The sequence below is a fragment of the Mycobacterium botniense genome (assembly GCF_010723305.1).
Lineage (GTDB): Bacteria > Actinomycetota > Actinomycetes > Mycobacteriales > Mycobacteriaceae > Mycobacterium > Mycobacterium botniense.
The window spans coordinates 264,461-286,619 of the sequence record NZ_BLKW01000002.1 but is presented as its reverse complement, the minus strand read 5'-3'; the positions used below and the strand labels follow the sequence as shown (position 1 = coordinate 286,619).

22 protein-coding genes are annotated in these 22,159 nt (G+C 67.6%); 11 read left to right on the top strand and 11 right to left on the bottom strand.

Translation table 11 applies throughout. From position 1 onward, the window contains the following. The first annotated feature begins 365 nt into the window (after positions 1 to 365). The gene (locus tag G6N08_RS01605) at positions 366 to 725 is read left to right on the top strand and encodes a hypothetical protein (protein WP_163753635.1); all 360 of its coding nucleotides are present in this window, start codon (positions 366 to 368) and stop codon (positions 723 to 725) included. A 47-nt stretch (positions 726 to 772) separates the two neighbouring features. On the opposite strand, the gene G6N08_RS01600 is transcribed toward G6N08_RS01605, so the two are convergent. From G6N08_RS01600 to sdhC, 4 genes are read right to left on the bottom strand one after another with little or no spacing between them, the layout of a single operon-like run. Beyond that, complete coding sequence (locus tag G6N08_RS01600) at positions 773 to 1,549, bottom strand: succinate dehydrogenase iron-sulfur subunit (protein ID WP_163753634.1); 777 nt, start codon at positions 1,547 to 1,549, stop codon at positions 773 to 775. Then, positions 1,549 to 3,303, bottom strand: a complete 1,755-nt coding sequence (sdhA, locus tag G6N08_RS01595; protein WP_163753633.1) for a succinate dehydrogenase flavoprotein subunit — start codon at positions 3,301 to 3,303, stop codon at positions 1,549 to 1,551. Before sdhA ends, G6N08_RS01600 begins: the two co-directional genes overlap by 1 nt. Continuing rightward, positions 3,300 to 3,749 carry a succinate dehydrogenase hydrophobic membrane anchor subunit gene (locus G6N08_RS01590; protein ID WP_163753631.1) on the bottom strand — a complete coding sequence of 150 codons (450 nt, stop codon included), beginning with the start codon at positions 3,747 to 3,749 and terminating at the stop codon, positions 3,300 to 3,302. Before G6N08_RS01590 ends, sdhA begins: the two co-directional genes overlap by 4 nt. Continuing rightward, complete coding sequence (gene sdhC, locus G6N08_RS01585) at positions 3,746 to 4,150, bottom strand: succinate dehydrogenase, cytochrome b556 subunit (RefSeq protein WP_163753629.1); 405 nt, start codon at positions 4,148 to 4,150, stop codon at positions 3,746 to 3,748. Before sdhC ends, G6N08_RS01590 begins: the two co-directional genes overlap by 4 nt. Before the next feature lie 152 nt (positions 4,151 to 4,302). On the opposite strand from sdhC, the gene G6N08_RS01580 reads away from it, so the two are divergent. Genes G6N08_RS01580 through G6N08_RS01570 form a run of 3 tightly spaced genes read left to right on the top strand, consistent with a single transcriptional unit; the run spans position 4,303 to position 7,090 of the window. Beyond that, positions 4,303 to 4,716: a cytidine deaminase gene (locus G6N08_RS01580; RefSeq protein ID WP_163753627.1), complete on the top strand. Its 414-nt coding sequence runs from the start codon at positions 4,303 to 4,305 to the stop codon at positions 4,714 to 4,716. Further along, positions 4,713 to 6,005, top strand: coding sequence for a thymidine phosphorylase (locus G6N08_RS01575; protein ID WP_163753625.1), 1,293 nt, complete (start codon positions 4,713 to 4,715; stop codon positions 6,003 to 6,005). Before G6N08_RS01580 ends, G6N08_RS01575 begins: the two co-directional genes overlap by 4 nt. Continuing rightward, positions 6,002 to 7,090: an adenosine deaminase gene (locus tag G6N08_RS01570; protein WP_163753623.1), complete on the top strand. Its 1,089-nt coding sequence runs from the start codon at positions 6,002 to 6,004 to the stop codon at positions 7,088 to 7,090. The genes G6N08_RS01575 and G6N08_RS01570 overlap by 4 nt, the downstream gene beginning before the upstream one ends. 42 nt (positions 7,091 to 7,132) lie before the next feature. Here G6N08_RS01570 and satS read toward each other — a convergent pair whose 3' ends face one another. Together satS and G6N08_RS01560 are read right to left on the bottom strand one after the other, a co-directional pair. Beyond that, a complete protein-coding gene (satS, locus tag G6N08_RS01565) occupies positions 7,133 to 8,413 on the bottom strand; it encodes a protein export chaperone SatS (protein ID WP_163753621.1) in 1,281 nt (426 codons plus the stop codon). 93 nt (positions 8,414 to 8,506) lie between these two features. Beyond that, on the bottom strand, positions 8,507 to 9,400 hold the full coding sequence (locus G6N08_RS01560; protein WP_163753619.1) for an alkaline phosphatase family protein: 894 nt from the start codon (positions 9,398 to 9,400) through the stop codon (positions 8,507 to 8,509). A gap of 82 nt (positions 9,401 to 9,482) precedes the next feature. On the opposite strand from G6N08_RS01560, the gene upp reads away from it, so the two are divergent. Further along, a complete protein-coding gene (gene upp, locus G6N08_RS01555; RefSeq protein ID WP_163753617.1) occupies positions 9,483 to 10,106 on the top strand; it encodes a uracil phosphoribosyltransferase in 624 nt (207 codons plus the stop codon). Between the two features lie 2 nt (positions 10,107 to 10,108). Here upp and G6N08_RS01550 read toward each other — a convergent pair whose 3' ends face one another. Next, complete coding sequence (locus tag G6N08_RS01550) at positions 10,109 to 11,710, bottom strand: phospho-sugar mutase (protein ID WP_163753615.1); 1,602 nt, start codon at positions 11,708 to 11,710, stop codon at positions 10,109 to 10,111. Between the two features lie 11 nt (positions 11,711 to 11,721). After that, positions 11,722 to 12,525: a purine-nucleoside phosphorylase gene (locus G6N08_RS01545; RefSeq protein ID WP_246216566.1), complete on the bottom strand. Its 804-nt coding sequence runs from the start codon at positions 12,523 to 12,525 to the stop codon at positions 11,722 to 11,724. 95 nt (positions 12,526 to 12,620) lie between these two features. Here G6N08_RS01545 and G6N08_RS01540 point away from each other — a divergent pair, with 95 nt between their 5' ends. From G6N08_RS01540 to G6N08_RS01530, 3 genes are all read left to right on the top strand, one after another. Further along, a complete protein-coding gene (locus G6N08_RS01540) occupies positions 12,621 to 13,817 on the top strand; it encodes a M20 family metallopeptidase (RefSeq protein ID WP_163753611.1) in 1,197 nt (398 codons plus the stop codon). Beyond that, positions 13,814 to 14,983 carry a M20 family metallopeptidase gene (locus tag G6N08_RS01535; RefSeq protein WP_163753609.1) on the top strand — a complete coding sequence of 390 codons (1,170 nt, stop codon included), beginning with the start codon at positions 13,814 to 13,816 and terminating at the stop codon, positions 14,981 to 14,983. The genes G6N08_RS01540 and G6N08_RS01535 overlap by 4 nt, the downstream gene beginning before the upstream one ends. Positions 14,984 to 15,155: 172 nt before the next feature. Beyond that, entirely contained in the window at positions 15,156 to 16,043 is an 888-nt protein-coding gene (locus G6N08_RS01530; RefSeq protein ID WP_163753607.1) for a type IV toxin-antitoxin system AbiEi family antitoxin, read from the top strand. Positions 16,044 to 16,142: 99 nt separating this feature from the next. Here G6N08_RS01530 and G6N08_RS01525 read toward each other — a convergent pair whose 3' ends face one another. After that, on the bottom strand, positions 16,143 to 16,610 hold the full coding sequence (locus G6N08_RS01525; protein ID WP_163753606.1) for a gamma-glutamylcyclotransferase family protein: 468 nt from the start codon (positions 16,608 to 16,610) through the stop codon (positions 16,143 to 16,145). A 64-nt stretch (positions 16,611 to 16,674) separates the two neighbouring features. Here G6N08_RS01525 and G6N08_RS01520 point away from each other — a divergent pair, with 64 nt between their 5' ends. The 3 genes from G6N08_RS01520 (at position 16,675) to G6N08_RS01510 (ending at position 20,858) form a co-directional block, all read left to right on the top strand. Continuing rightward, positions 16,675 to 18,090 (top strand): NAD(P)H-quinone dehydrogenase, encoded by a 1,416-nt coding sequence (locus tag G6N08_RS01520; RefSeq protein ID WP_163753604.1) that lies wholly within the window; start codon positions 16,675 to 16,677, stop codon positions 18,088 to 18,090. Between the two features lie 120 nt (positions 18,091 to 18,210). Then, the gene (locus G6N08_RS01515; RefSeq protein ID WP_163753602.1) at positions 18,211 to 19,968 is read left to right on the top strand and encodes a glycerol-3-phosphate dehydrogenase/oxidase; all 1,758 of its coding nucleotides are present in this window, start codon (positions 18,211 to 18,213) and stop codon (positions 19,966 to 19,968) included. Further along, entirely contained in the window at positions 19,965 to 20,858 is an 894-nt protein-coding gene (locus G6N08_RS01510) for a pseudouridine synthase (RefSeq protein WP_163753600.1), read from the top strand. The genes G6N08_RS01515 and G6N08_RS01510 overlap by 4 nt, the downstream gene beginning before the upstream one ends. A gap of 47 nt (positions 20,859 to 20,905) precedes the next feature. Here G6N08_RS01510 and G6N08_RS01505 read toward each other — a convergent pair whose 3' ends face one another. Next, a complete protein-coding gene (locus tag G6N08_RS01505; protein WP_163753598.1) occupies positions 20,906 to 21,157 on the bottom strand; it encodes a hypothetical protein in 252 nt (83 codons plus the stop codon). A gap of 232 nt (positions 21,158 to 21,389) precedes the next feature. Then, positions 21,390 to 22,148, bottom strand: coding sequence for an endonuclease VIII Nei2 (nei2, locus tag G6N08_RS01500; protein WP_163753597.1), 759 nt, complete (start codon positions 22,146 to 22,148; stop codon positions 21,390 to 21,392). Between the last annotated feature and the right edge of the window lie 11 nt (positions 22,149 to 22,159).

Here is a 22,159-nt window from a genome sequence, read left to right as displayed (position 1 = left end):
CATCATGGTGCGCGACGAAAAGGTTTGCGCCCTATGGGATATCGCCAACCCCGCATTCATTCGTGCCCGCATGTTCTGCACGCCGATCCGATCGCTCGATCACGCCGGCGTCGTTTGGCGTACCGGCACATCGCGCGGATCCCCAGCGGTGCGCGTTTCGGGGACGGGGTTCGACGCGGATCGTCATACCCGTCAGACGCGGTAGCCGCGGAATATGTGACGGCACGCGGACGTTCGGGCCGAAGGTTCAGCGTGCAGCACTGGTGCTTCATCTGTCACACGCGTCACCGCTTCGGTCAAGTGGGGATGTGCCCGCCTTCGAGCGATTTCACGATGATGTCGTACCAGCATGCGATGGTCTGACGATGAACGACGTGCGGCGCCTGCGTTTGCGTGGAATCGAACTCCGCTACACCCTCACGATGCACCTGTTTGACCACGGTCCCACGACCATCACGAGCCTGGTCGAGGCGCTCGCCGCGCAGGGTTTCGACGTCGGTCGGCCGGCGCCGAAATCGGTGTCGGACGCGTTGCGGTGGGAAATGCGACGGGGCCGGGTGCGCCGACTCGGGCGGGGCCGCTACGGTCCGGGGCAGATGCCGCGTGGCACCGAGCATCGCATCCATCAACGGGTGCTGGCACTGCGCGCCGAAAATCGCTCAGAGCCGGGCACAGAGCACGGTGACTTGGGCGGTGACTCTTGTGGCAGACGTGGCGGATGTTAGCGGCGCCGGCGGTGTGCTCGTGCCACCCCGCAGTGGTGGACAGCCGCTCAGCGCGTGAACAGCGCGCGCTTGACCTCTCCGATCGCCCTGGTGACTTCGATGCCGCGTGGGCAGCACTGGGTGCAGTTGAACGTGGTCCGGCAGCGCCACACCCCGTCGGCCTCGTTGAGGATATCGAGGCGCTCGGCGGTGGCCTCGTCGCGGCTGTCGAAGATGAAGCGATGCGCGGTGACGATCGCCGCGGGGCCGACGTAGCTGCCCGCATGCCAAAACACCGGGCAGCTGGTGGTGCAGGCCGCGCACAGGATGCAGGTGGTGGTGTCGTCGTAGCGGGCCCGGTCGGCCGGGCTTTGTCTGCGCTCCCGCGCCGGTGGCTCCCCGCTGGTGATCAGGTACGGCTTGACTGCGCGGTAGGCGGCGAAGAACGGCTCCATGTCGACCACCAGGTCCTTCTGCACCGGCAGCCCGCGGAGGGGTTCGATCGTCACGGTCACTGGCTTGCCCGGTTTATCCGGCAGCACATCACGTATCAGCACCTGGCAGGCCAGCCGGTTGACACCGTTGATCCGCATGGCATCGGAGCCGCACACGCCATGCGCGCACGACCGGCGGAAGGTAAGTGTCCCGTCGAGATAGTCCTTGATGTACATCAGCAGGTTGAGCACCCGGTCGGTGGGCAGGCCCGGCACCCGGAAGCTTTGCCAGCCGCCGGTATTCGCATATTTGTCCGGCTCTTCCGGGTTGAACCGGGCAATCTTCAGCGTCACCATCACCGCGCCCTCGGGAATCGGAGGCAGGTCGCCGGCTTGTGCCGCGAGAACCATCAGTACGTCCGCTCCCCGGGCGCGTAGCGGGTCTGCACGACGGGTTTGACGTCCAGTCGGATATCGGACAGCAGCTCACTGCCTTGTTTGTACGCCATGGTGTGGCGCAGGTAGTGGGTGTCGTCGCGGCTCGGGTAATCCTCGCGGGCATGCCCGCCGCGGGATTCTCGGCGGTGCAATGCACCCACCACGGTGACCTCGGCCAGCTCCAGCAGGAAACCCAGCTCGATCGCCTCCAGCAGCTCGCTGTTGAAGCGTTTCCCTTTGTCGTGCAGCCGTATCCGGGAGTAGCGATCCTTCAAAGCGTGAATGTCTTTGAGTGCGTGCTGAAGAGTGTCCTCGGTGCGGAACACCGCGGCGTTGGTGTCCATCGTTTGCTGCAGCGCATGACGGATGTCGGCGACGCGTTCGCTGCCGTGCCCGGAAAGGATGGTGGCGAGCCAGCCGAGCACCATCGCCTCCGGTTGCGGCGGCATGTCGACGAAATCGTGCCCGAGCGCGTAGTCGGCCGCGGCGATACCGGCCCGCCGGCCGAAGACGTTGATATCCAGCAGCGAGTTGGTGCCCAGCCGGTTGGCGCCGTGCACCGACACGCACGCGCATTCACCCGCGGCGTACAGCCCGGCCACGGTGGTGGTGTTGTCGCACAGCACCTGCCCGGTCACGGTGGTCGGGATCCCGCCCATCAGGTAGTGACAGGTCGGGTAGACCGGAATCAGCTCGGTGAGCGGGTCCACGCCCAAGTAGGTGCGCGCGAACTGGGTGACATCGGGCAGCTTGGCGCACAGCACGTCCGCGCCGAGATGGCGCACGTCGAGGTAGACGTAATCCTTGCGCGGCCCGGCGCCACGGCCTTCCAGCACCTCGCGCACCACCGAGCGGGCGACAATATCGCGCGGCGCCAAATCCCGGATGCTCGGCGCGTAGCGTTGCATGAACCGCTCGCCTTCACCGTTGAGCAGCCACCCACCCTCGCCGCGCACGGCTTCGGAGACCACAATGCCCAGCCCCGCCAGACCGGTCGGGTGAAATTGGTGAAATTCCATGTCCTCCAATGGAAGTCCCTTGCGGAATACGATGGCGATGCCGTCACCGGTCAGGGTGTGCGCATTGGAGGTGGTCTTGTAGATACGGCCCGAGCCGCCGGTGGCGATCACTACGGCCTTGGCGTGAAAGACATGTATGTCGCCGGTGGCCAGTTCGTAGGCGACCACCCCGGTGCTCACCGGCCCGTCCGAGGTCTGCGTCAGCGCCAGGTCGAGTACGTAAAACTCGGTGAAGAACTGCACATCGTGCTTGATGCAGTTCTGATACAGCGTCTGCAGGATCATGTGGCCGGTGCGATCGGCCGCGTAACACGCACGGCGCACCGGGGCCTTGCCGTGCTCGCGGGTGTGCCCGCCGAAGTGGCGCTGGTCGATGCGGCCGTCGGGGGTGCGGTTGAACGGCATCCCCATCTTCTCCAGGTCGAGCACCGCGTTGATGGCTTCTTTGCACATGATCTCCACCGCGTCCTGGTCGGCCAGGTAGTCGCCGCCCTTGACGGTGTCGAACATGTGCCATTCCCAGTTGTCCTCTTCGACATTGGCCAGCGCCGCGCAGATGCCGCCCTGGGCGGCGCCGGTGTGGCTGCGGGTGGGATACAGCTTGGTCAAGACCGCGGTGCGCACCCGCGGACCCGCCTCGATCGCGGCCCGCAACCCGGCACCGCCGGCGCCGACGATCACTACGTCGAAGCGATGGTGGTGAGTCATGCGATATTCGGGTCGAAGGTCAGCAGCACGTAGCTGCCCAGCGCTAAAACGAACACCATCGAGGCCGCCAGCACAGTATTCAGCCAGAACCGGGCGGAGCCCGTGCGGGCGTAGTCGTCGATGATGATGCGCAGGCCGTTGCCGCCGTGCAGCTGCGCCAGCCACAACAGCAGCAGATCCCAGATTTGCCAGAACCCCGAGTGCCAGCGCGCCGCCACGTAGTTGAAGTCGATGCGGTACACCCCGTCGTCGGGCACCAGCATCACGAACAGGTGCCCGAGCGCCAAGAACACCAGCACGACACCGGACAACCGCATGAACAGCCAGGCGTACTTCTCGAAGTTGGGTATACGCGCCGGCCGGCGCCGCGGTGTCCGCGGATCGCCCAGCCCGGCAGGCCGGTTGTCGCTGCACCCCGGTACCGGGCCCCGAACAGGTGCGCTCATCCCCACCGTCCCAGCAGGCGGACACCGATCACCACGCTGGCCGGGACCATGATCAGCAGCCACACGATGCCGACCCCCCACAACATCAGCCGCTGGTAGCGCGGCCCTTGCCCCCAAAAGTCGATCAGGATGATCCGGACACCGTTCAGCGCGTGGTAGAGCACCGCGGCCACCAACCCCAGCTCCATCAGGCCCACGACCGGTGTCTTGTAAAGCTCGATGACCTCGTCATAGGCCTGCGGACTCACCCGGACCAGCGCGGTGTCCAGCACGTGCACGAACAGGAAAAAAAAGATGGTCACTCCGGTGATGCGGTGCAATACCCACGACCACATGCCGGGATCACCGCGGTACAGGGTCCGCGGGACCGGGCGAGCGGGCTTTGCGGACATCGTCGTCATCGGCCCTCCCCAACGTGTCGTGGGGTGGACTTTAAACCCTTCCGGGTTGCAGAACCACTCCGCGGCCGCCGCCGGGCACCGCCGCGGCGCCGCTAGGGTGGCTTGCAGAGATCGGCGACCAAGCCGCCGAATGCACTGAGAAACCATCGGATATGGCGACGACGGACCGGGCAATCGATTGGAAGATGCTGCGGGACAAAGCGATCCAAGCAGCATCGAGAGCATACGCGCCGTATTCACAGTTCCGGGTAGGGGCGGCGGCGTTGGTTGACGACGGCCGGGTAGTCACCGGATGCAATGTGGAGAATGTCTCATATGGCCTAGGTCTCTGCGCTGAATGCGCAGTGGTGTGCGCCCTGTATTCGACCGGGGGCGGCAGGCTGGTGGCGCTGGCGTGCGTGGATCCCGCGGGTTCGCCGCTGATGCCGTGCGGGCGGTGCCGTCAGGTGCTGTGGGAGCACGGCGGCGCACAGTTGTGGATCGACCATCCAGACCGGCCCCGCCGGCTTGGTGAGCTGTTGCCGGATGCGTTCGGCCCCGGCGATCTGGCAGGGCGGTCCCGGTGAGCTTCGACGCACCGGCGGTGATCAAAACCAAACGTGACGGGGGCCGGCTCACCGACGCCGAGATCGACTGGGTGATCGACGCCTACACCCGGGGCCGGGTCGCCGAAGAGCAGATGGCTGCGCTGCTGATGGCGATCTTTTTGCGCGGCATGGACTACCGCGAAACCGTCCGCTGGACCACGGCGATGGTGTCCTCAGGCGATCGGCTCGACCTGCGCGGTCTTCGACGCGCCGGCCACCCGCTGGCGACCGTCGACAAGCACTCCACCGGCGGGGTGGGAGACAAAATCACGCTGACGGTGGTGCCCGTCGTCGCCGCCTGCGGTGCCGCGGTGCCGCAGGCGGCCGGCCGGGGGCTTGGCCACACCGGGGGGACCCTGGACAAGCTGGAGTCCATCGCCGGCTTCACCGCGCACCTCCCCAACGAGCACGTGCGTCAGCAACTGTGCACTGTCGGGGCCGCGATCTTCGCGGCCGGCCAGCTGGCGCCGGCTGATGCCAAGCTCTACGCGTTGCGCGACATCACCGGCACGGTCGAGTCGCTGCCGTTGATCGCCAGCTCCGTGATGAGCAAAAAGCTGGCCGAGGGCGCGGGCGCGCTGGTGCTCGACGTGAAGGTCGGTTCCGGGGCGCTGATCAAATCTGTGGCACAGTGCCGGGAGCTGGCGCACACCATGACCCGGCTCGGCGCCGCCCACGGGCTGCGCACCCGCGCGTTGCTCACCGACATGAACCGCCCGCTGGGCGGCGCGGCCGGCAACGCCGTCGAGGTGGCCGAGGCGCTGGAGGTGCTTGCCGGTGGTGGGCCGCCCGATGTGGTGGAGCTGACGCTGCGGTTAGCCGCCGAGATGCTCGAGCTTGCCGGGGTCGACGACCGTGATCCGGCGCAGAGCCTCCGTGACGGCACGGCGATGGACAGGTTCCGCGCGCTGGTGACCGCGCAAGGCGGTGATCTGTCGGCACCGTTGCCGATCGGGGCGTGTTCGGAGACCGTCACCGCCGCCCGGGGCGGCACAATGGGCGACATCGACGCGATGGCAATAGGGTTGACGGTATGGCGGCTCGGTGCGGGCAGATCGCGTCCGGGCGAGCGGGTGCAGCCCGGCGCCGGGATCCGCATTCACCGGCGGCCCGGTGAGCCGGTCGCGGCCGGTGAGCGGTTGTTCACGCTGTACACCGACACGCCGGAGCGTTTCCCGGCTGCGATGAGCGCACTCGACGGCGGCTGGCGCGTGGTTGACACCCCGCCCCGCCCGCAACCTTTGATCCTCGATCGGATGACCTCATGACCGCATCGTTAACCCTGGAGATGATCGAGAAAGCCCCGAAGGCGCTGCTGCACGATCACCTCGACGGCGGGCTGCGCCCGGCGACCGTGGTGGACATCGCCGGCCGGATCGGCTACGACGATTTGCCCACCACTGATGTCGACGAGCTGGCCCGCTGGTTTCACACCCGCTCCTACAGCGGGTCGCTGGAGCGCTACCTGGAGCCGTTCTCGCACACCGTAGCCGTGATGCAGACACCCGAGGCGCTGCACCGGGTCGCCTATGAGTGCGTGGAGGACCTGGCCGCCGACAACGTGGTGTACGCCGAGGTGCGTTTCGCCCCCGAACTGCATATCGAGGGCGGATTGTCGTTCGATGAGGTGGTCGACGCGGTGCTGGCCGGGTTCGCCGACGGCGAAAAGGCCGCGGCGGCCGCCGGTCGCACCATCACCGTGCGTTGTCTGGTCACCGCGATGCGCCACGCCGCGCTGTCGCGGGAGATCGCCGAGCTGGCGATCCGGTTCCGCGACAAGGGGGTGGTCGGATTCGACATCGCCGGCGCAGAAGCCGGCTACCCTCCCTCCCGGCACCTGGACGCTTTCGAATACATGCGAGACCACAACGCCCGCTTCACCATTCACGCCGGTGAGGCGTTCGGCCTGCCGTCCATCCACGAGGCGATCGCGTTCTGCGGCGCCGACCGGCTCGGCCATGGTGTGCGCATCGTCGACGACATCCACGTCGACGACGACGGCACTGTGCGGCTGGGCCGGCTGGCTTCGATTTTGCGGGACAAGCGAATTCCACTCGAACTATGCCCCAGTTCCAACGTGCACTCCGGGGTGGTCGACAGCATCGCCGAGCATCCGTTCGACTTGCTGGCCCGGACCCGGTTCCGGGTGACGATCAACACCGACAACCGGCTGATGAGTGACACGTCGATGAGCCGCGAAATGCACCGGCTGGTTGAGGCATTCGGCTACAGCTGGAGCGATTTGGAGCGGTTCACCATCAACGCGATGAAATCGGCGTTCATCCCGTTCGATGAGCGGCTGGCGATCATCGACGAGGTGATCAAGCCGCGGTACGCCGTGCTGATCGGCTGACCGCCGGCCGGCGCCGGCGGCCACGCAGCGGGTGGGCATCGGCTATTCGCGTCGGAGCCGCGATTCGACGAACCGTTCCAGCTGCTCCCACTCACGCACCGCGTCGGCGTAGGGGCCCGCGGGTTTGCTGACAGAGCTGGGGTCGAGCACGTAGGCCACCAGCTTGCCCAACGGCCGGTCCGTCGCCAGCGCCTTGTCGACGGTGCTGTCCTCGGCGTAGTCGCCGACGTCGCGGAGCAGCTCGACAGCCAGGTCGAGCTGCTCGCGATCCACCGCGGCGGGTCCCTCGGCGAAATCGTCGGCCAGCCCCGTCAGCACGTAGACGTTGTCGTCGGTGATGTCGATCGTCAATGAGCCGTCGGTGGCGGCGGTGCGGATGTCGTCATAGGTGCTCAAATCGGACAGGTCATGGTCGTGCTCATCGGCAAGGTAGCGGGCCAGCGCCCGCTCGGAGGTGAACACGCTGATCCGTCCGTTACGCCCTAAAAAGATCGGACGGTCATCAAAGTAGCAGCGCAGGGTGTAGAAGGTGCCAGCACCCGTCATGATCTGGATCGGGTCGATGCCCACCTTCAGCCAGAAATCCTCGTCGCTACCCAAGACGACGCTCTCGGCGGCCGCGGGGGTTTCTGTGTCGGCGCCGCCGGTGTCGTCGTCACCGGTGTCGACGGGCGGGGTGTCCTCAGCGGTCTCGTCATCCGCCTCGGAGCGCTCCGTCTCCTCCTGCGGTTGGGCCAGCTCCTCGGCAGCGCGGGCCGACAGCTGCGCATCGACCTCGGGAGTACACACAATGTCCTCGATGGCGGCCAGCACATCATCCCAGCCGCGCCCGATGATCTCGGCGATCGCATTCCAGCGTTTGAGCCCGGCTCTGCCGTGGAAATGCTCGATCCCCCCGGCGAGCGTCCCCACGATGGGGTTGCCGTTGAAGAATTTCGAGACCGCCGCCAACTCACAGACCGTTCCGAGGGACGACACGATCGTCAGCGTGTCCGCCAGCCGGCTGACCGATTCGGCGGTTGGTTTTTCCGAGACCAGCTCCTCGACGGTGATCAGGTCGAACTGCTTATCCTCGGCCGGAGCCAGCCGGTGCGCGTTGGCCTTCGTCAGGTCGTTCCACGCCGGATGGTCCACAAGGTCGTTGTCGGTGCCGCTGCGCACAAAGGCGACCAGGTCGGCGACGCTGCCGAAACCGTAGAGATCCTCGTCTTTGCCCAGAAACGCCTCCCATTCCTCACCGGAGTCACGCCAGCGCGGCGCCCACAAGGTGTACCGGTCCCCAACAGTCAGGCTCAGCCGGATGGGCACGAGGTCAGCAGCCATGCGGCACAGAATAGCGACGGTGGGCGCGGGCCCCGGATCGAGTCCGCACCGGCCGGGCCCCGCCGCGCGGCCGGCGGGATAGCTGCCCAGAGCCTAGACTTCCCAAATAGCTGTGAGCGGAGGAGCTTGCGCCGCGTAGCCGGTCTTGGGTAGCTGGTACATCTGCTCCAGGGTGGACAACACGGTGTAGTGACTGATCGGCTGACCGTAGGCACCTGTCTTCACGTTGGCGCCGTAGAAAATGGTCGGGATCTGATTGCGAGTGGTGTTGTCGTCTTCGTCCCAGGTCAGAATCAGCAGGCTGTTGTTGGTTTTGGCCCATTGCGCGTACGCGGACAGGTTGTCGCGCAGCCATGTATCACCCTGGGCGATCGAGCCGTCGTGCATGTCGTGGTCGAGATTGGGGATGACGAACGACACGGTGGGCAGGCTGGCGTAGTTGGCGGGACCCGGAAATGCGGAGAACGGCACCGAATAGCCGCGCGGCACATTGGTGAAGCTGACCCACGGCGCATGCTTGCGCGCATATTTGCCCGAGCTGCAGGCGAGCGAGCCGACAGCGGGCAGGTCTTCCGCGAAACCGATGAACGTGTACCCGGCGGCGAGCAATTCGGATGCCAGGTTCGGCGCTGCGCCGGCGTTGACAGGGCAGCTGTTGTCTTTCAGCCCGAGTGTGCTGCCGGCGAACAGGGCGAAGTAGTTCGGCTCACTGGGGTGGGTTTCGGCGAACGACTGCGTCATCATCGCACCGTTGGCGGCCAGCGCATTGATGTAGGGCGCCGACTTGTTGCCGATGATCGCGCTTTGAGAGCGGTTCTCCTCCACCACGATCACCACGTGCGCGGGTGTGGGCACAGCGGCCGCCGCGAGACCCACGCGAGTCACGTGAAACGACGGTGACGACGCTACCGCCGCACCCACCGCCAGCACCCCCAGCAGCCCGAGAGCTCGAAATCCCCTGATCCTCTCCCGTCGCAGGCGCCTCATGCCCGGAGTATAGGAGCAGGTGTGTGGGGCGCCGGGCACGCAGACGACCGTGTCCAGCACGGAAATCAATTAGTGTCGGACCGTGCAGGTGTGTGTCGTGGACCACCCGCTGGCCGCCGCTCGGCTGACCACACTGCGTGATGAGCGCACCGATAACGCCGCGTTTCGTGCAGCCTTGCGCGACTTGACGCTGATGCTGGTCTATGAGGCCACCCGAGACGCGCCTGCTGAAGCGGTGCCCGTCCGCACTCCGCTGGCCGAGACGCTGGGCGCACGATTGGTGAAACCGCCGCTGCTGGTTCCGGTGCTGCGGGCCGGGCTGGGCATGGTCGACCAGGCACACGCGCTGATACCGGAGGCTCGGGTGGCCTTTGTCGGGGTGGCCCGCGACGAGCACACTCATCTGCCGGTTCCCTATCTGGAGGCACTGCCCGACGACGTGAGCGTCCAGCCGGTGATGGTCCTTGACCCGATGCTGGCGACCGGCGGCTCGATGATCCATGTTATCGATCTGCTGCGCTGCCGCGGTGCGACGGACATCACCGTGATCAGCGTGATCGCTGCGCCGGAAGGCATTGCCGCGCTGGAGAAATCGGCGCCGAACGTGCGGTTGTTCACCGCGGCTGTCGACGACGGGCTTAACGAGATCGCGTATATCGTGCCAGGGCTCGGCGACGCCGGTGACCGCCAGTTCGGGCCGCGCTGACACTACCAGCGCCGCACTGCGCTGACCAGTTCGTCACGCAGTGCGGCCGCCCGCTGCCGGCCGTCGCGCAGATTGGTGGACGCAGGACAGCGAACCTCCAAGTAGAACTTGATTTTCGGCTCCGTACCGGAGGGGCGCACCACCACTCGCACTGACATGTCGCCGCCGCTGCCGCCGAAGATCAGCACGTCGGACCGAAGCCGTCCCGGGTGATTGAGCAAATCGATTGTGGTGAGATCGAATCCGGCCATCTGCTGCGGGGGATGGGCCCGCAGCCGCCGCATCAAGTCCGCGGCCTCGGCGGCGCCGGCGACGTCACGTGACACCAACGCACTCTCATGCACACCGTGCCGTCGTGCGAGCTCGTCGAGCGCGTCGAGCAGCGAGGCTCCCTGCTCTTTGCGCATCGCCGCCAAATCGCAGATCAGCACCGCGGCGCTGATACCGTCCTTGTCGCGGACGGCGTCGGGGTCAACACAGTAGCCGATCGCTTCCTCGTAGGCATAAATCAAGGCAGCTCCGGGTAGATCCGCGTCGGCACGGGCAAGCCATTTGAAACCGGTGAGCGTTTCGACGTAGGGCGCGCCGTAGTAGGCGGCGATCGCCGCCAGCATCCGCGACGATACGACAGTGCTGGCCACCGCTCCCGGAACCGGGGTCCGTGACAAAATGTAATCACCCAGCAGCCAACCTGTTTCGTTTCCGGAAAGCATCCGCCATCCCGCGGGTGTGGGGATTCCCACCGCGCAGCGGTCGGCGTCGGGATCCAGTGCGATCGCGATATCGGCGCCAACGTCGGCGGCCAGGGCCAGCACGGCGTCGGTGGCGCCGGGTTCCTCCGGGTTGGGGAACGCGACCGTGGGAAAGTCCGGGTCCGGGGAAAACTGTGATGCGACGCAGTGCACATCGGTGAACCCGGCGCGCCGCAGGGTTTCGACGGCCACCGCGCCGCCGACACCGTGCAATGGTGTCAGCGCGACCCGAAGGGTGCCCGCGCTGCGCCGGATGTGGGCGGCCCGTTCGATGTAGCTGCCGACCACACCGGTATCCGCGGGTTGCACCGGGCTTCTGGCGATCCGGTCAGCGAACGGGGCGGCGGTCATCGCGGTTTCGATCTCGCGGTCGACCGGGGCCGCGACCTGCATGCCGCCTTCGACATACACCTTGTAGCCGTTGTCGGTCGGGGGGTTGTGCGAGGCCGTGATCTGGATGCCGGCGGCGGCGCCGATCTGCCGCACCGCGAACGCCACCACTGGCGTGGGCACCGGATCGGGCAGCAATAGAACCGAAAATCCTTGTGCAGCAAGAACTTCAGCGGTCGCCACGGCGAATTGGCTTGATCCGTGCCGGGCGTCGCGGCCCACAATCACCGGCGAACCACCATGGCCGTGACGGGTGAGGACCTGTGCGACCGCCCAGGTGGCGCGCAGCACCACGGCCAGGTTCATCGCGTCGGGCCCGCCGCGAAGCGGCCCGCGCAGGCCCGCGGTGCCGAACGACAGTGGGTGCGCAAACCGTGCGGACAGTTCGTCAGGGTCGCAGCGGGCGAGCTCGGCGGCTGTCACCGGGTCGGGGTCGTGGGCGATCCACTGCTCAGGTGTCACGGCGTGTGTGCTCAGATCCGGGTGATCACATCGGCCAGCAGCGAACCCATCCGGGCAGCCGATGCGGCGCCAACCGCGAGTACCTCGGTATGGCTGAGCGGTTGGCCGGAGATCCCGGCGGCCAGGTTCGTCACCAGCGAAACACCGAGCACCTCGGCCCCGGCGGCTCGCGCCGCGATGGTCTCGTGCACGGTGGACATTCCCACCAGATCAGCGCCCAGCAGGCGCAGCATCCGGATTTCGGCAGGTGTCTCAAAGTGCGGTCCGGGCAGGCCGGCGTAGACGCCTTCGGTCAGCGTCGGGTCGGTCTCGCGGGCGAGGGTGCGCAGCCGCCGCGCATACGCGTCGACCAGGTCGACGAAGTGCGGCCCGACCAAGGGCGAACGCGCGGTCAGGTTCAAGTGGTCGCTGATCAGCACCGGCTGGCCGACCTCGAGGTCATCGCGAAGCGCTCCGGCCGCGTTGGTCAGCACAATGATGCGAGCTCCCGCCGCGCACGCCGCCCGCACCGGGTGCACCACGTGGCGCAGCTCATAGCCCTCGTAGGGGTGCAGGCGACCGGCCAGCACAAGCACCCGGTGCGCCCCGACCGGCACCGAGCACACCTGTCCGCTGTGTCCCACTGCGGTTGGCGGGGTGAAACCCGGCAGTTCGGCCATCGGCAGCACCGCGGACGGCGAGCCGAGCGCTGCGGCCGCCGGCGCCCAGCCCGATCCGAGAACGATCGCAACATCGTGTTCAGCGACCCCGCTGCGTTGCGCGATCACCTGTGCGGCCGCGCGCGCTAGTGTCTCGGGATCGGGCTGGCCACTCACAGCCATCGAGGCTAGCTGGCCACGCGCGTCGGGGCGGAACCCGCCGTGACCGGGGACGACGGGGAGACGCAGCCGAGCAGTGAGATACTGCGAGAATGTCCGCCGCCCCCGCATCGAATCCCGCATTGGAGAGTGTGGAACAGGCGGTGCGGCGCCGCGGCGCCGAGCTCGTCGAGTTATCCCACGCCATCCACGCCGAGCCGGAGTTGGCCTTCGCCGAACACCGCAGCTGCGCCAAAACGCAGGCACTGGTCGCCGAACGCGGTTTTGAGATCACCGCGTCCGCCGGTGGTTTAGACACCGCGTTTCGCGCCGATTTCGGTAACGGGCCGCTGGTTGTCGGGGTGTGCGCCGAATACGACGCATTACCCGGCATCGGACACGCCTGCGGCCACAACATCATCGCGGCGGCCGGGGTGGGCGCGGCGCTGGGGCTGGCTGAGGTCGCTGACGAGCTGGGACTGAAGGTGGCGTTGCTGGGCACGCCTGCCGAGGAGTTCGGTGGCGGAAAGGCATTGATGCTGCAGGCTGGGACGTTCGACGACATCGCGGTGGCGGTGATGGTGCACCCCGGGCCGATCGATATGGCGGGGATGCGGTCGCTGGCGCTGTCTGAAGTGACCGTGCACTACCGGGGCCGGGAATCGCACGCCGCGGTCGCGCCTTACCAGGGTGTCAACGCCGCGGACGCTGCGACGGTCGCGCAGGTAGCGGTCGGCTTGCTGCGCCAGCAGCTGGCACCTGGGCAGCTGGTGCACGGCATCGTCATCGATGGCGGGCAGGCCGTGAACGTCATTCCCGGGCATGCGGCCCTGCAGTATGCGATGCGGGCCAAAGACTCGGATTCGCTGGGCGAACTGCGGGCCAAAATGGTGGCCTGCTTCGCCGCGGGTGCGCTGGCAACCGGCTGCGACTACGAAATCAACGATGCTGCTCCGGCATACGCGGAACTCAAACCCGATCAGTGGCTCGTCGAGGTGTGTCGCGAGGAGATGCGCCGGCTCGGGCGCCACCCGGTTCCCGCCGATACCGAGGCGGCGATGCCGGTGGGCAGCACCGATATGGGCAACGTGACCCAGGTGTTGCCGGGCATCCATCCGATGATCGGCATCGACGCTGGCGGCGCCACCGTGCACCAGCCGGGCTTCGCCGCTGCCGCGGCCGGCGCCAGCGCCGACCGCGCGGTCGTCGAAGGTGCAATCATTTTGGCGCGCAGCATAGTCCACCTTGCTCAAGATCAAAGTCAGCGTGAGCGGGTGCTGTCGGCTCGTGACCGGCGGGCGGTGTCATGAGTCTGGTCGACAGCGCCGAAGCGTGGCTGGCCGCGCACTACCACGACGTGATCGCCTGGCGGCGGCATCTGCACCGCTACCCCGAATTGGGGCGCCAGGAATTCGCCACCACGCAGTTCGTCGCCGAACGGCTGGCCGACGCCGGTCTCAACCCGAAGGTGCTGCCCGGCGGGACCGGTCTGACCTGCGATTTCGGCCCCGAGCAGGAGCCCAGGATCGCGTTGCGGGCGGACCTGGATGCCCTTCCAATGACCGAGCGCACCGGTGCGCCGTACGCCTCGACCACGCCCAATGTCGCGCACGCGTGCGGCCACGACGCGCACACCGCGATCCTGCTGGGTACCGCGCTGGCGCTGGCGTCGGCGCCCGAGTTGCCGGTCGCAGTGCGGCTCATCTTTCAGGCTGCAGAAGAGCTGATGCCCGGAGGCGCGCTGGACGCGATCGCGGCCGGCGCGTTGACCGGGGTCTCGCGGATCTTCGCGCTGCACTGTGATCCCCGGCTCGCGGTTGGCAAAGTGGCGGTGAAATCAGGCCCGATCACCTCGGCGGCCGACTCGGTCGAGATCAGTGTGTATTCGCCCGGCGGGCACACCTCGCGTCCGCACCTGACCGCTGACCTGGTGTACGGCCTGGGCACTGTGATCACGGGGCTGCCCGGTGTGCTCTCGCGCCGCATCGATCCGCGGCACGCCACGGTCATGGTGTGGGGTGCGGTCAAGGCCGGCACGGCCGCCAACGCCATACCCCAAGCCGGTGTCCTGGCCGGCACCGTGCGCACCGCCAGCCGCCAAACCTGGCTGGATCTGGAAGACATTGTCCGCGAGGCGGTTGCGGCGCTGCTGTCGCCGCTGCGCATCGATCACACGCTGCAGTACCGCCGTGGAGTGCCGCCGGTGGTCAACGAAGAGACCTCGACCCGCATTCTCACCCACGCTATCGAGGCCGTCGGCCCCGATGTGCTCGCCGACACCCGGCAATCCGGCGGGGGCGAGGACTTCTCGTGGTATCTGGAGGAAGTTCCCGGCGCTATGGCGCGACTGGGGGTGTGGTCGGGCGATGGGCCCCAGCTGGATCTGCATCAACCGACATTCGACATCGACGAGCGTGCCCTGGCCATCGGTGTGCGGGTGATGGTCAACGTGGTCGAGCAGTCAGCGCTGCACTAACCCCTTTCCGGCGAGCGTGCGTGTTTGTGCACCGACACGCCGCGGGACGTGGCATTCTCTGCACGCTCGTCCGTCGGCCGGACTGTGCACAACGCTGAATTTATGCACAGGTCGGTGTCGAACAACCAGTCCGCTGGGGCACGGTCGAATCCGCGCGCCCACGATAAACGGCATGAACACGGAACTCAGTGGGCTGCTCGACGAACAAGGCGGGGTCGTCACCGCGCGCCAGGCGTTGACATTTTTGACCCGCCGCCAATTGGAGTACGAACTCAATCACGGTGGGCTGCAAAAAGTCTGGTACGGCATTTATGGTCGGGGCGACGTCGATACCAGTGTGCAGCTGCGTGGGCTGGACCTGGCGACGGGCACCACCGTTGCGGTGTGCCTGGGCACGGCCGCTGCAATATACGGCTTCGACACCGAACAAACCGGGGACCTGCACGTGCTCAACCCCGACGGTCGGCAACTGCGGCCCACCGACGGTCTGGTCGTGCACCGGCGTGAAGGGGCGCCGCTGATGCCGGTTGCGGGACGACCAGCCACCACGCCTGCGTGGACCGCGATCGAGGTGGCTCGCGGTCTGCGTCGGCCTCGAGCATTGGCGACGCTCGACGCTGCGCTGCGCAGCGGTACGTGCGATCGCGACGACCTGCGGACGGCGATCGACCACCAGTCCGGCCGGCGCGGAATCGTGGCGGTGCGTGGGCTGCTTCCGTTGGCTGCGCCTGAGGCGGAATCCCCCATGGAAAGCGAGGCTCGCTTGGTCATGATCGACGCGGGGCTGCCGACGCCGGTGCTGCAGTACGAGGTCATGGACGCGAACGGCAAGACCTGGCGGCTCGACTTCGCGTGGCCTGAGTACCGGGTCGCTGCTGAGTACGACGGCGTCGCCTGGCACAGCGGTCCGGAAGCCTTCTTCCGGGATCGACGCCGTTCCGCGGCACTCCAAGACCTCGGGTGGGTCATCGTCTCCATCGTCGCCGAGGATGTGAGGTACCGTCCGTGGGACCTCATCGGCCGTATCGAGGCGCAGCTGCACCGTGCCAAGGCGGCCTAGGGGTCTCGCGAGAGTGCACAGAATGGCGTCGGCGACGGCGTGTCGGTGTGCAAACACGCACGCTCGCGGACAAAGACCGTGACGGACGCGCGAGCGTGGTCAGCGGCCGATGTTGCGGGCCGGGCGGGTACGCAGGTCATGCACGTAATCTGGTGGCGCGCCTGCGATTTCGGCGGCATCGGCCATCACACCCAGGTAGTGGGCCGACGGCAGCCCGCCCTCCCACGCGTCCAGCACATACAGCCACGCCAGCACGGGATCGGTCGTCGTGTCCGATGACACCCGCTCCACCCGGCACCGAATCTTCTTGTGGATACCCAACTCCGAGCCTTCCCACCGGTCCAGGTTCTTCTCGTCGGCAGGTGTCACGTCGTAGAGCACGACGAACACCTTCGAGCCCGGATCCTCGACGATGGTGGCCAGCGCCCCTTCCCAGCCGATGTCCTCGCCCCCGAATGTCAGCCGCCAGCCGTGCAGCCAGCCGGTCCCGGCCATCGGTGAGTGGGGTGCCCGCTGCGCCATCTGCTCGGGATCCATGTTGGATCCGTACGCGGCGTAGAGCGGCACGCAGAAAGCTTAGACGCCGACCGCATGCCCCGTGGCGATCCCGCGACCCGGTTAGGTTAAGGCTGTGGTGACCCGCATCGTGATCCTCGGGGGAGGGCCGGCCGGATACGAGGCCGCGCTGGTCGCGGCCGCGCGCGGTCCCGATGTCGCTCACGTCACCGTCATCGACTCCGACGGCATCGGGGGCGCGTGCGTGCTGTGGGACTGCGTGCCGTCCAAGACGTTCATCGCGTCCAGCGGACTGCGCACCGCACTGCGCCGCGCACCCCAGCTGGGTTTCGACATCGACATCGACGATGCCAAGATCTCGTTGCCGCACATCCATCACCGGGTTAAGACGCTGGCCGCCGCGCAGTCGGCCGATATCACCGCCCAGCTGCTCGCTTCGGGAGTCGAGGTGATCGCCGGGCGCGGCGAGTTGGCCGACCCTGCTCCCGGGCTGGCGCGTCACCGCGTCCGGGTCACCACCGCCGACGGCGCCACCCGCGACTATGACGCTGACGTCGTGCTGATCGCCACCGGCGCCAGCCCGCGGATCCTGCGGTCGGCGCGGCCGGACGGCGAGCGCATCCTGACCTGGCGGCAGCTCTATGACCTCCAGTCGCTGCCGGAGCACCTCATTGTGGTGGGCTCGGGTGTCACCGGCGCCGAGTTCGTCAACGCCTACACCGAATTGGGGGCCGCGGTCACCGTGGTCGCCAGCCGGGACCGGGTGCTGCCCTACGAGGACGCTGACGCCGCGCGGGTGCTGGAGGAGTCGTTCGCCGAACGCGGTGTGCGGCTGGTCAAAAACGCCCGCGCTGAATCGGTCACCCGGACCCGCGCCGGTGTGCTGGTGACGATGACCGACGGGCGCACCGTCGAGGGCAGCCACGCCCTGATGACGATCGGGTCGGTGCCCAACACCGCTGGCCTTGGCCTCGAACGGGTCGGCATCCAGCTCGGACCGGGCAACCATGTGACGGTCGACCGGGTGTCGCGGACCTCTGTGACCGGTATCTACGCGGCAGGTGACTGTACGGGCCTGCTGCCGCTGGCCTCGGTGGCCGCCATGCAGGGCCGCATCGCGATGTACCACGCCCTCGGGGAAGCCGTCAGTCCGATCCGGTTGCGCACCGTGGCGGCGACGGTGTTCACCCGGCCCGAGATCGCGGCGGTCGGCGTGCCACAGACGGCGATCGACAGCGGCTCGGTGCTGGCCCGCACCATCATGTTGCCGCTGCGGACCAACGCGCGGGCCAAGATGTCGGAGCTGCGGCACGGCTTCGTCAAGGTGTTCTGCCGGCAGGCCACCGGGGTGGTGATCGGTGGGGTGGTGGTCGCCCCGATCGCTTCCGAGTTGATCCTGCCGATCGCCGTGGCGGTGACCAACCGCATCACGGTCGATGAGCTGGCGCAGACCCTGGCCGTCTACCCGTCGCTGTCCGGTTCCATCACCGAGGCCGGGCGGCGGCTGATGGCACACGACGACCTGGACTGACGCCAACGTGTGCTGCGGGCGCGGACGGTCCCGGCCCGCAAGCCGGGCGGTCACCGTGCGCTCCACGTAGCCTGGGGGAGAGCAGTGTGCTACCGACGAGTAACCGACAGGAGTGCTGAGGTGAGCGAGCTGATCCGCGCGCCGGATGGTGTGCAGGCGTGGCCGGCGTCCTCGTTGAGACCGCAACAACGCAGCGTGGCCTGGGACCGGCTTGGTGCCGAGCAATTCGACGTCGTGGTCATCGGCGGCGGCGTGGTGGGCTCCGGGTGCGCGCTGGACGCCGCCACCCGTGGCCTGAAGGTGGCTCTGGTCGAAGCACGCGACTTCGCCTCCGGCACCTCGAGCCGCTCGTCGAAAATGTTCCACGGCGGGCTGCGCTACCTCGAACAGCTGGAGTTCGGGCTGGTGCGCGAGGCGCTTTACGAGCGTGAACTGTCGCTGACCACGTTGGCGCCGCATCTGGTGAAACCGCTGCCGTTCTTGTACCCGCTGACCCGGCGCTGGTGGGAACGCCCCTATGTCGCGGCCGGCATATTTCTCTACGATCGGCTCGGCGGCGCGAGATCGGTTCCGCCGCAAAAGCATTTGACTCGCGCCGGCGCGCTACGGTTGTGTCCGGGTCTTAAGCGCAGCTCGTTGATCGGCGGTATCCGCTACTACGACACCGTGGTGGACGACGCCCGGCATACGCTGACGGTCGCGCGCACAGCCGCCTATTACGGCGCTGTGGTCCGGTCCTCCACCCAGGTGGTGGCGCTGCTGCGTGAGGGTGACCGGGTGACCGGTGTACGGGTCCGCGACTCCGAGGACGGTGCGGTCACCGAGGTCCACGGTCACGTGGTGGTCAACGCCACCGGGGTGTGGACCGACGAAATCCAGGCATTGTCCAAACAGCGCGGGCGGTTTCACATCCGGGCGTCCAAAGGTGTGCATATCGTTGTGCCACGGGACCGGATCGTCAGCGATGTCGCGATCATCCTGCGCACCGAGCGGTCGGTGATGTTCGTCATCCCGTGGGGAAGCCATTGGATCATCGGAACCACCGACACCGACTGGGATTTCGATCTGGCGCACCCGGCAGCCACCAAGGCCGATATCGACTACATCCTCACCACCGTGAACGGCGTTCTGGCGACCCCGCTGACCCACGCCGATATCGACGGGGTGTACGCGGGACTGCGCCCGCTGCTCGCCGGGGAAAGCGACGACACCTCCAAGCTGTCACGGGAGCACGCCGTCGCGGTGCCCGCGCCGGGCCTGGTGTCCATCGCCGGGGGCAAGTACACCACCTACCGGGTGATGGCCGCCGACGCGATCGACGCGGCAGCGGAGTTCATTCCGGCCCGGGTCGCCCCGTCGATCACCGCGAAGGTGCAGCTGCTGGGTGCCGACGGATACTTCGCATTGGTGAACCAAGCCGAGCACGTCGGCGCGATGCACGGGCTGCACCCCTACCGCGTGCGCCACCTGCTCGATCGCTACGGGTCGCTGCTCAGCGAGGTGCTGGCGCTGGCCGCCGACCGGCGTGAGTTGCTCAGCCCGATCACCGCGGCCCCGGCGTACCTGAAGGTGGAGGCCCTCTACGCCGCGGCCGCCGAAGGTGCTCTGCACGTCGAGGACATCCTGGCCCGGCGCATGCGGATCTCCATCGAATACCCGCACCGCGGGCTTGATTGTGCCCGCGAAGTGGCCGAGCTGGTGGCCCCGGTGCTCGGGTGGGGGCCTGCGGACGTTGACCGTGAAGTCGCCACCTATATTGCCCGGGTGGAGGCGGAGATTCTCTCGCAGACCCAGCCTGATGACGCGTCGGCCGATGCGTTGCGCGCCAGCGCACCCGAAGCCCGGGCCGAAATCCTCGAGCCGGTGCCGCTGACGTGAGAGCAGCGCCGCTTCCGGTTCGCGACGGGTTGGGGCCGGCGCGGGTGCGGTTACGCGGTGGTCCGGTGCTGGCGGAGCTGAGCGCCCGCTTCGGTGCGTCCGTCCGGGACAAACTGCTGGCCGGAGAGGTGGTCGATGCCGCGGGCAATGTGCTCAACGAAACGGCGGTACTGCCGCGCGGTTCGAGCGTGTACCTGTATCGCGAACTACCCCGGGAGCCGTTGGTGCCGTTCGATATCCCGGTGCTGTACCGGGACAGCGCCATCGTGGTCGTCGACAAGCCGCACTTTCTGGCCACCATGCCGCGCGGCCGCCATGTCGCTCAGACGGCGCTGGTGCGGCTACGCCGGGAACTGGGGTTACCCCAGCTTTGCCCGGCCCACCGGTTGGACCGGTTGACCGCGGGGGTGTTGCTGTTCACGGTCCGGCCCGACGTACGCGGCCGGTATCAGACACTGTTTGCCCGCGGCGCTGTGCACAAAACGTATCTGGCGCGCTCAGCCGCGCAACCCCTGATCGACCTGCCGGTACGGGTGCGCAGCCGGATTGTCAAACGTCGCGGCTGCTTACAGGCGGTCGAGGAACCCGGTGAGCCGAACGCCGAGACGCTGGTGGAGCGGGCCGGCCCGGACGGACTGTACCGGCTGACCCCGCGCACCGGACGCACCCACCAACTTCGGGTGCACATGGCCGCGCTGGGACTGCCCCTCATCGGCGACCCGCTATACCCCGACATCCTCGACATTTCCGGTGACGACTTCGGCGCCCCGCTGCAGTTGCTTTCGCACAGCCTCGAATTCGACGATCCGTTGAGTGGGCGGCGGCACCGGTTTGTCAGCCGGCGCTCATTGGGTGACATCGGCGCGCCGCCGGCACGGACGGCCGGTTGAGGCGGGGTCCGGGACTCACGGTGGTGCCGGACCGGGGGTGCTGAGCGTCAGCAGCGCTCGACACCGCGCGGGATCCGCGGCAGGTGGCTGTGTGGCGCGGGCACATCGAGCTCGGTCGGCGCGGGATCCCTCTGATGCCGGTCGGGCTGGGCATCCGGCTCGGTGTGCTCCGGCTCGGGGTGCCGGGGTTGCAGGCTGCGCGCCACGGTCTGCGCCACCGCGCAGGCGCGTGCCCGCAAAAAGTCAACCCCGGTGAAATCGGCCAGTGATTTGCCGATGCGGTCCTGCAGTGTTGTCATGGTGAGTCCTTCACAAGTCGGGTCGTTCTCCTGATGCGGGTGGAGATTTCCGATGCGCACCGCTCGCCAGTGAGCACTGCGAAAGCCATCGCGCCCCACCACCCCGGCCGGCAACCGGACGTGCGGCAGACCGGGTGGGCGCCGCTCCCAAGTTTACGTGGCGCCGGCAGCGGCAAGCTGGCCGACACTTCACGATCCGGTAAACACGTTCGCATTCCCGCCGTTCGCCGGGCTAACGCTGGCAGGACGGACACCAGAATGTCACCCGCTCGCCGGTGGTGTCTCGGCTGATCAGCGTGCCGCAGCGACGGCAGGGCTGCCCAGCGCGCCCGTACACCCAGAGCCGGCGGCCGGCGCGAGTGTCACCGGTGGTGCAGCGGCTCCAGCGTCGACGGTTGGCCCATAACATCGCTCGCGCCAGCTCTACCAGCCGTAACGGATCGGCAACGGCGCTGACCGGCGCGGTCGGCAGGTTTCCGGTGACGAAACACAGCTCGGTGCAGTAGACGTTGCCGATCCCGGCCAGCACCCGCTGGTCCAGCAGCGCCTCAGCGATCGGCCGGTCGGGGTCGATGGTGAGGTTGGCGGCGGCGCGTGTGGGGTCCCAGTCCTCACCGAGCAGGTCAGGTCCCAGATGCGCGACGACATGCTGGTCGCGGTCTCGTTCGAGGATCTCCAGCACACCCAGGTCGATGCCAACGGCCCGGACATCGGCGGCGTCCAGGATGACCCGGATTCGGTGATCCGCAGGCAGCGGCCCGGCGCGGGTGACGCGCCAGCTGCCGTCCATTTTCAGATGCGAGTGGATGCTGGCCGGGCCGATGCGCAGGAACAGGTGTTTGCCCCGGCTGAGCACCTCATCGACCACCTGCCCGGTGAGGTCGACGGTCGCGAACCGCGGCACCCGGATATCGCAGCGGGTCAGCGTGCGACCGGCGAGCGCCCGCCGCAGGGTGGCGGCGGTGCGCCACACCGTGTCGCCTTCAGGCATCGCTGGCCGGC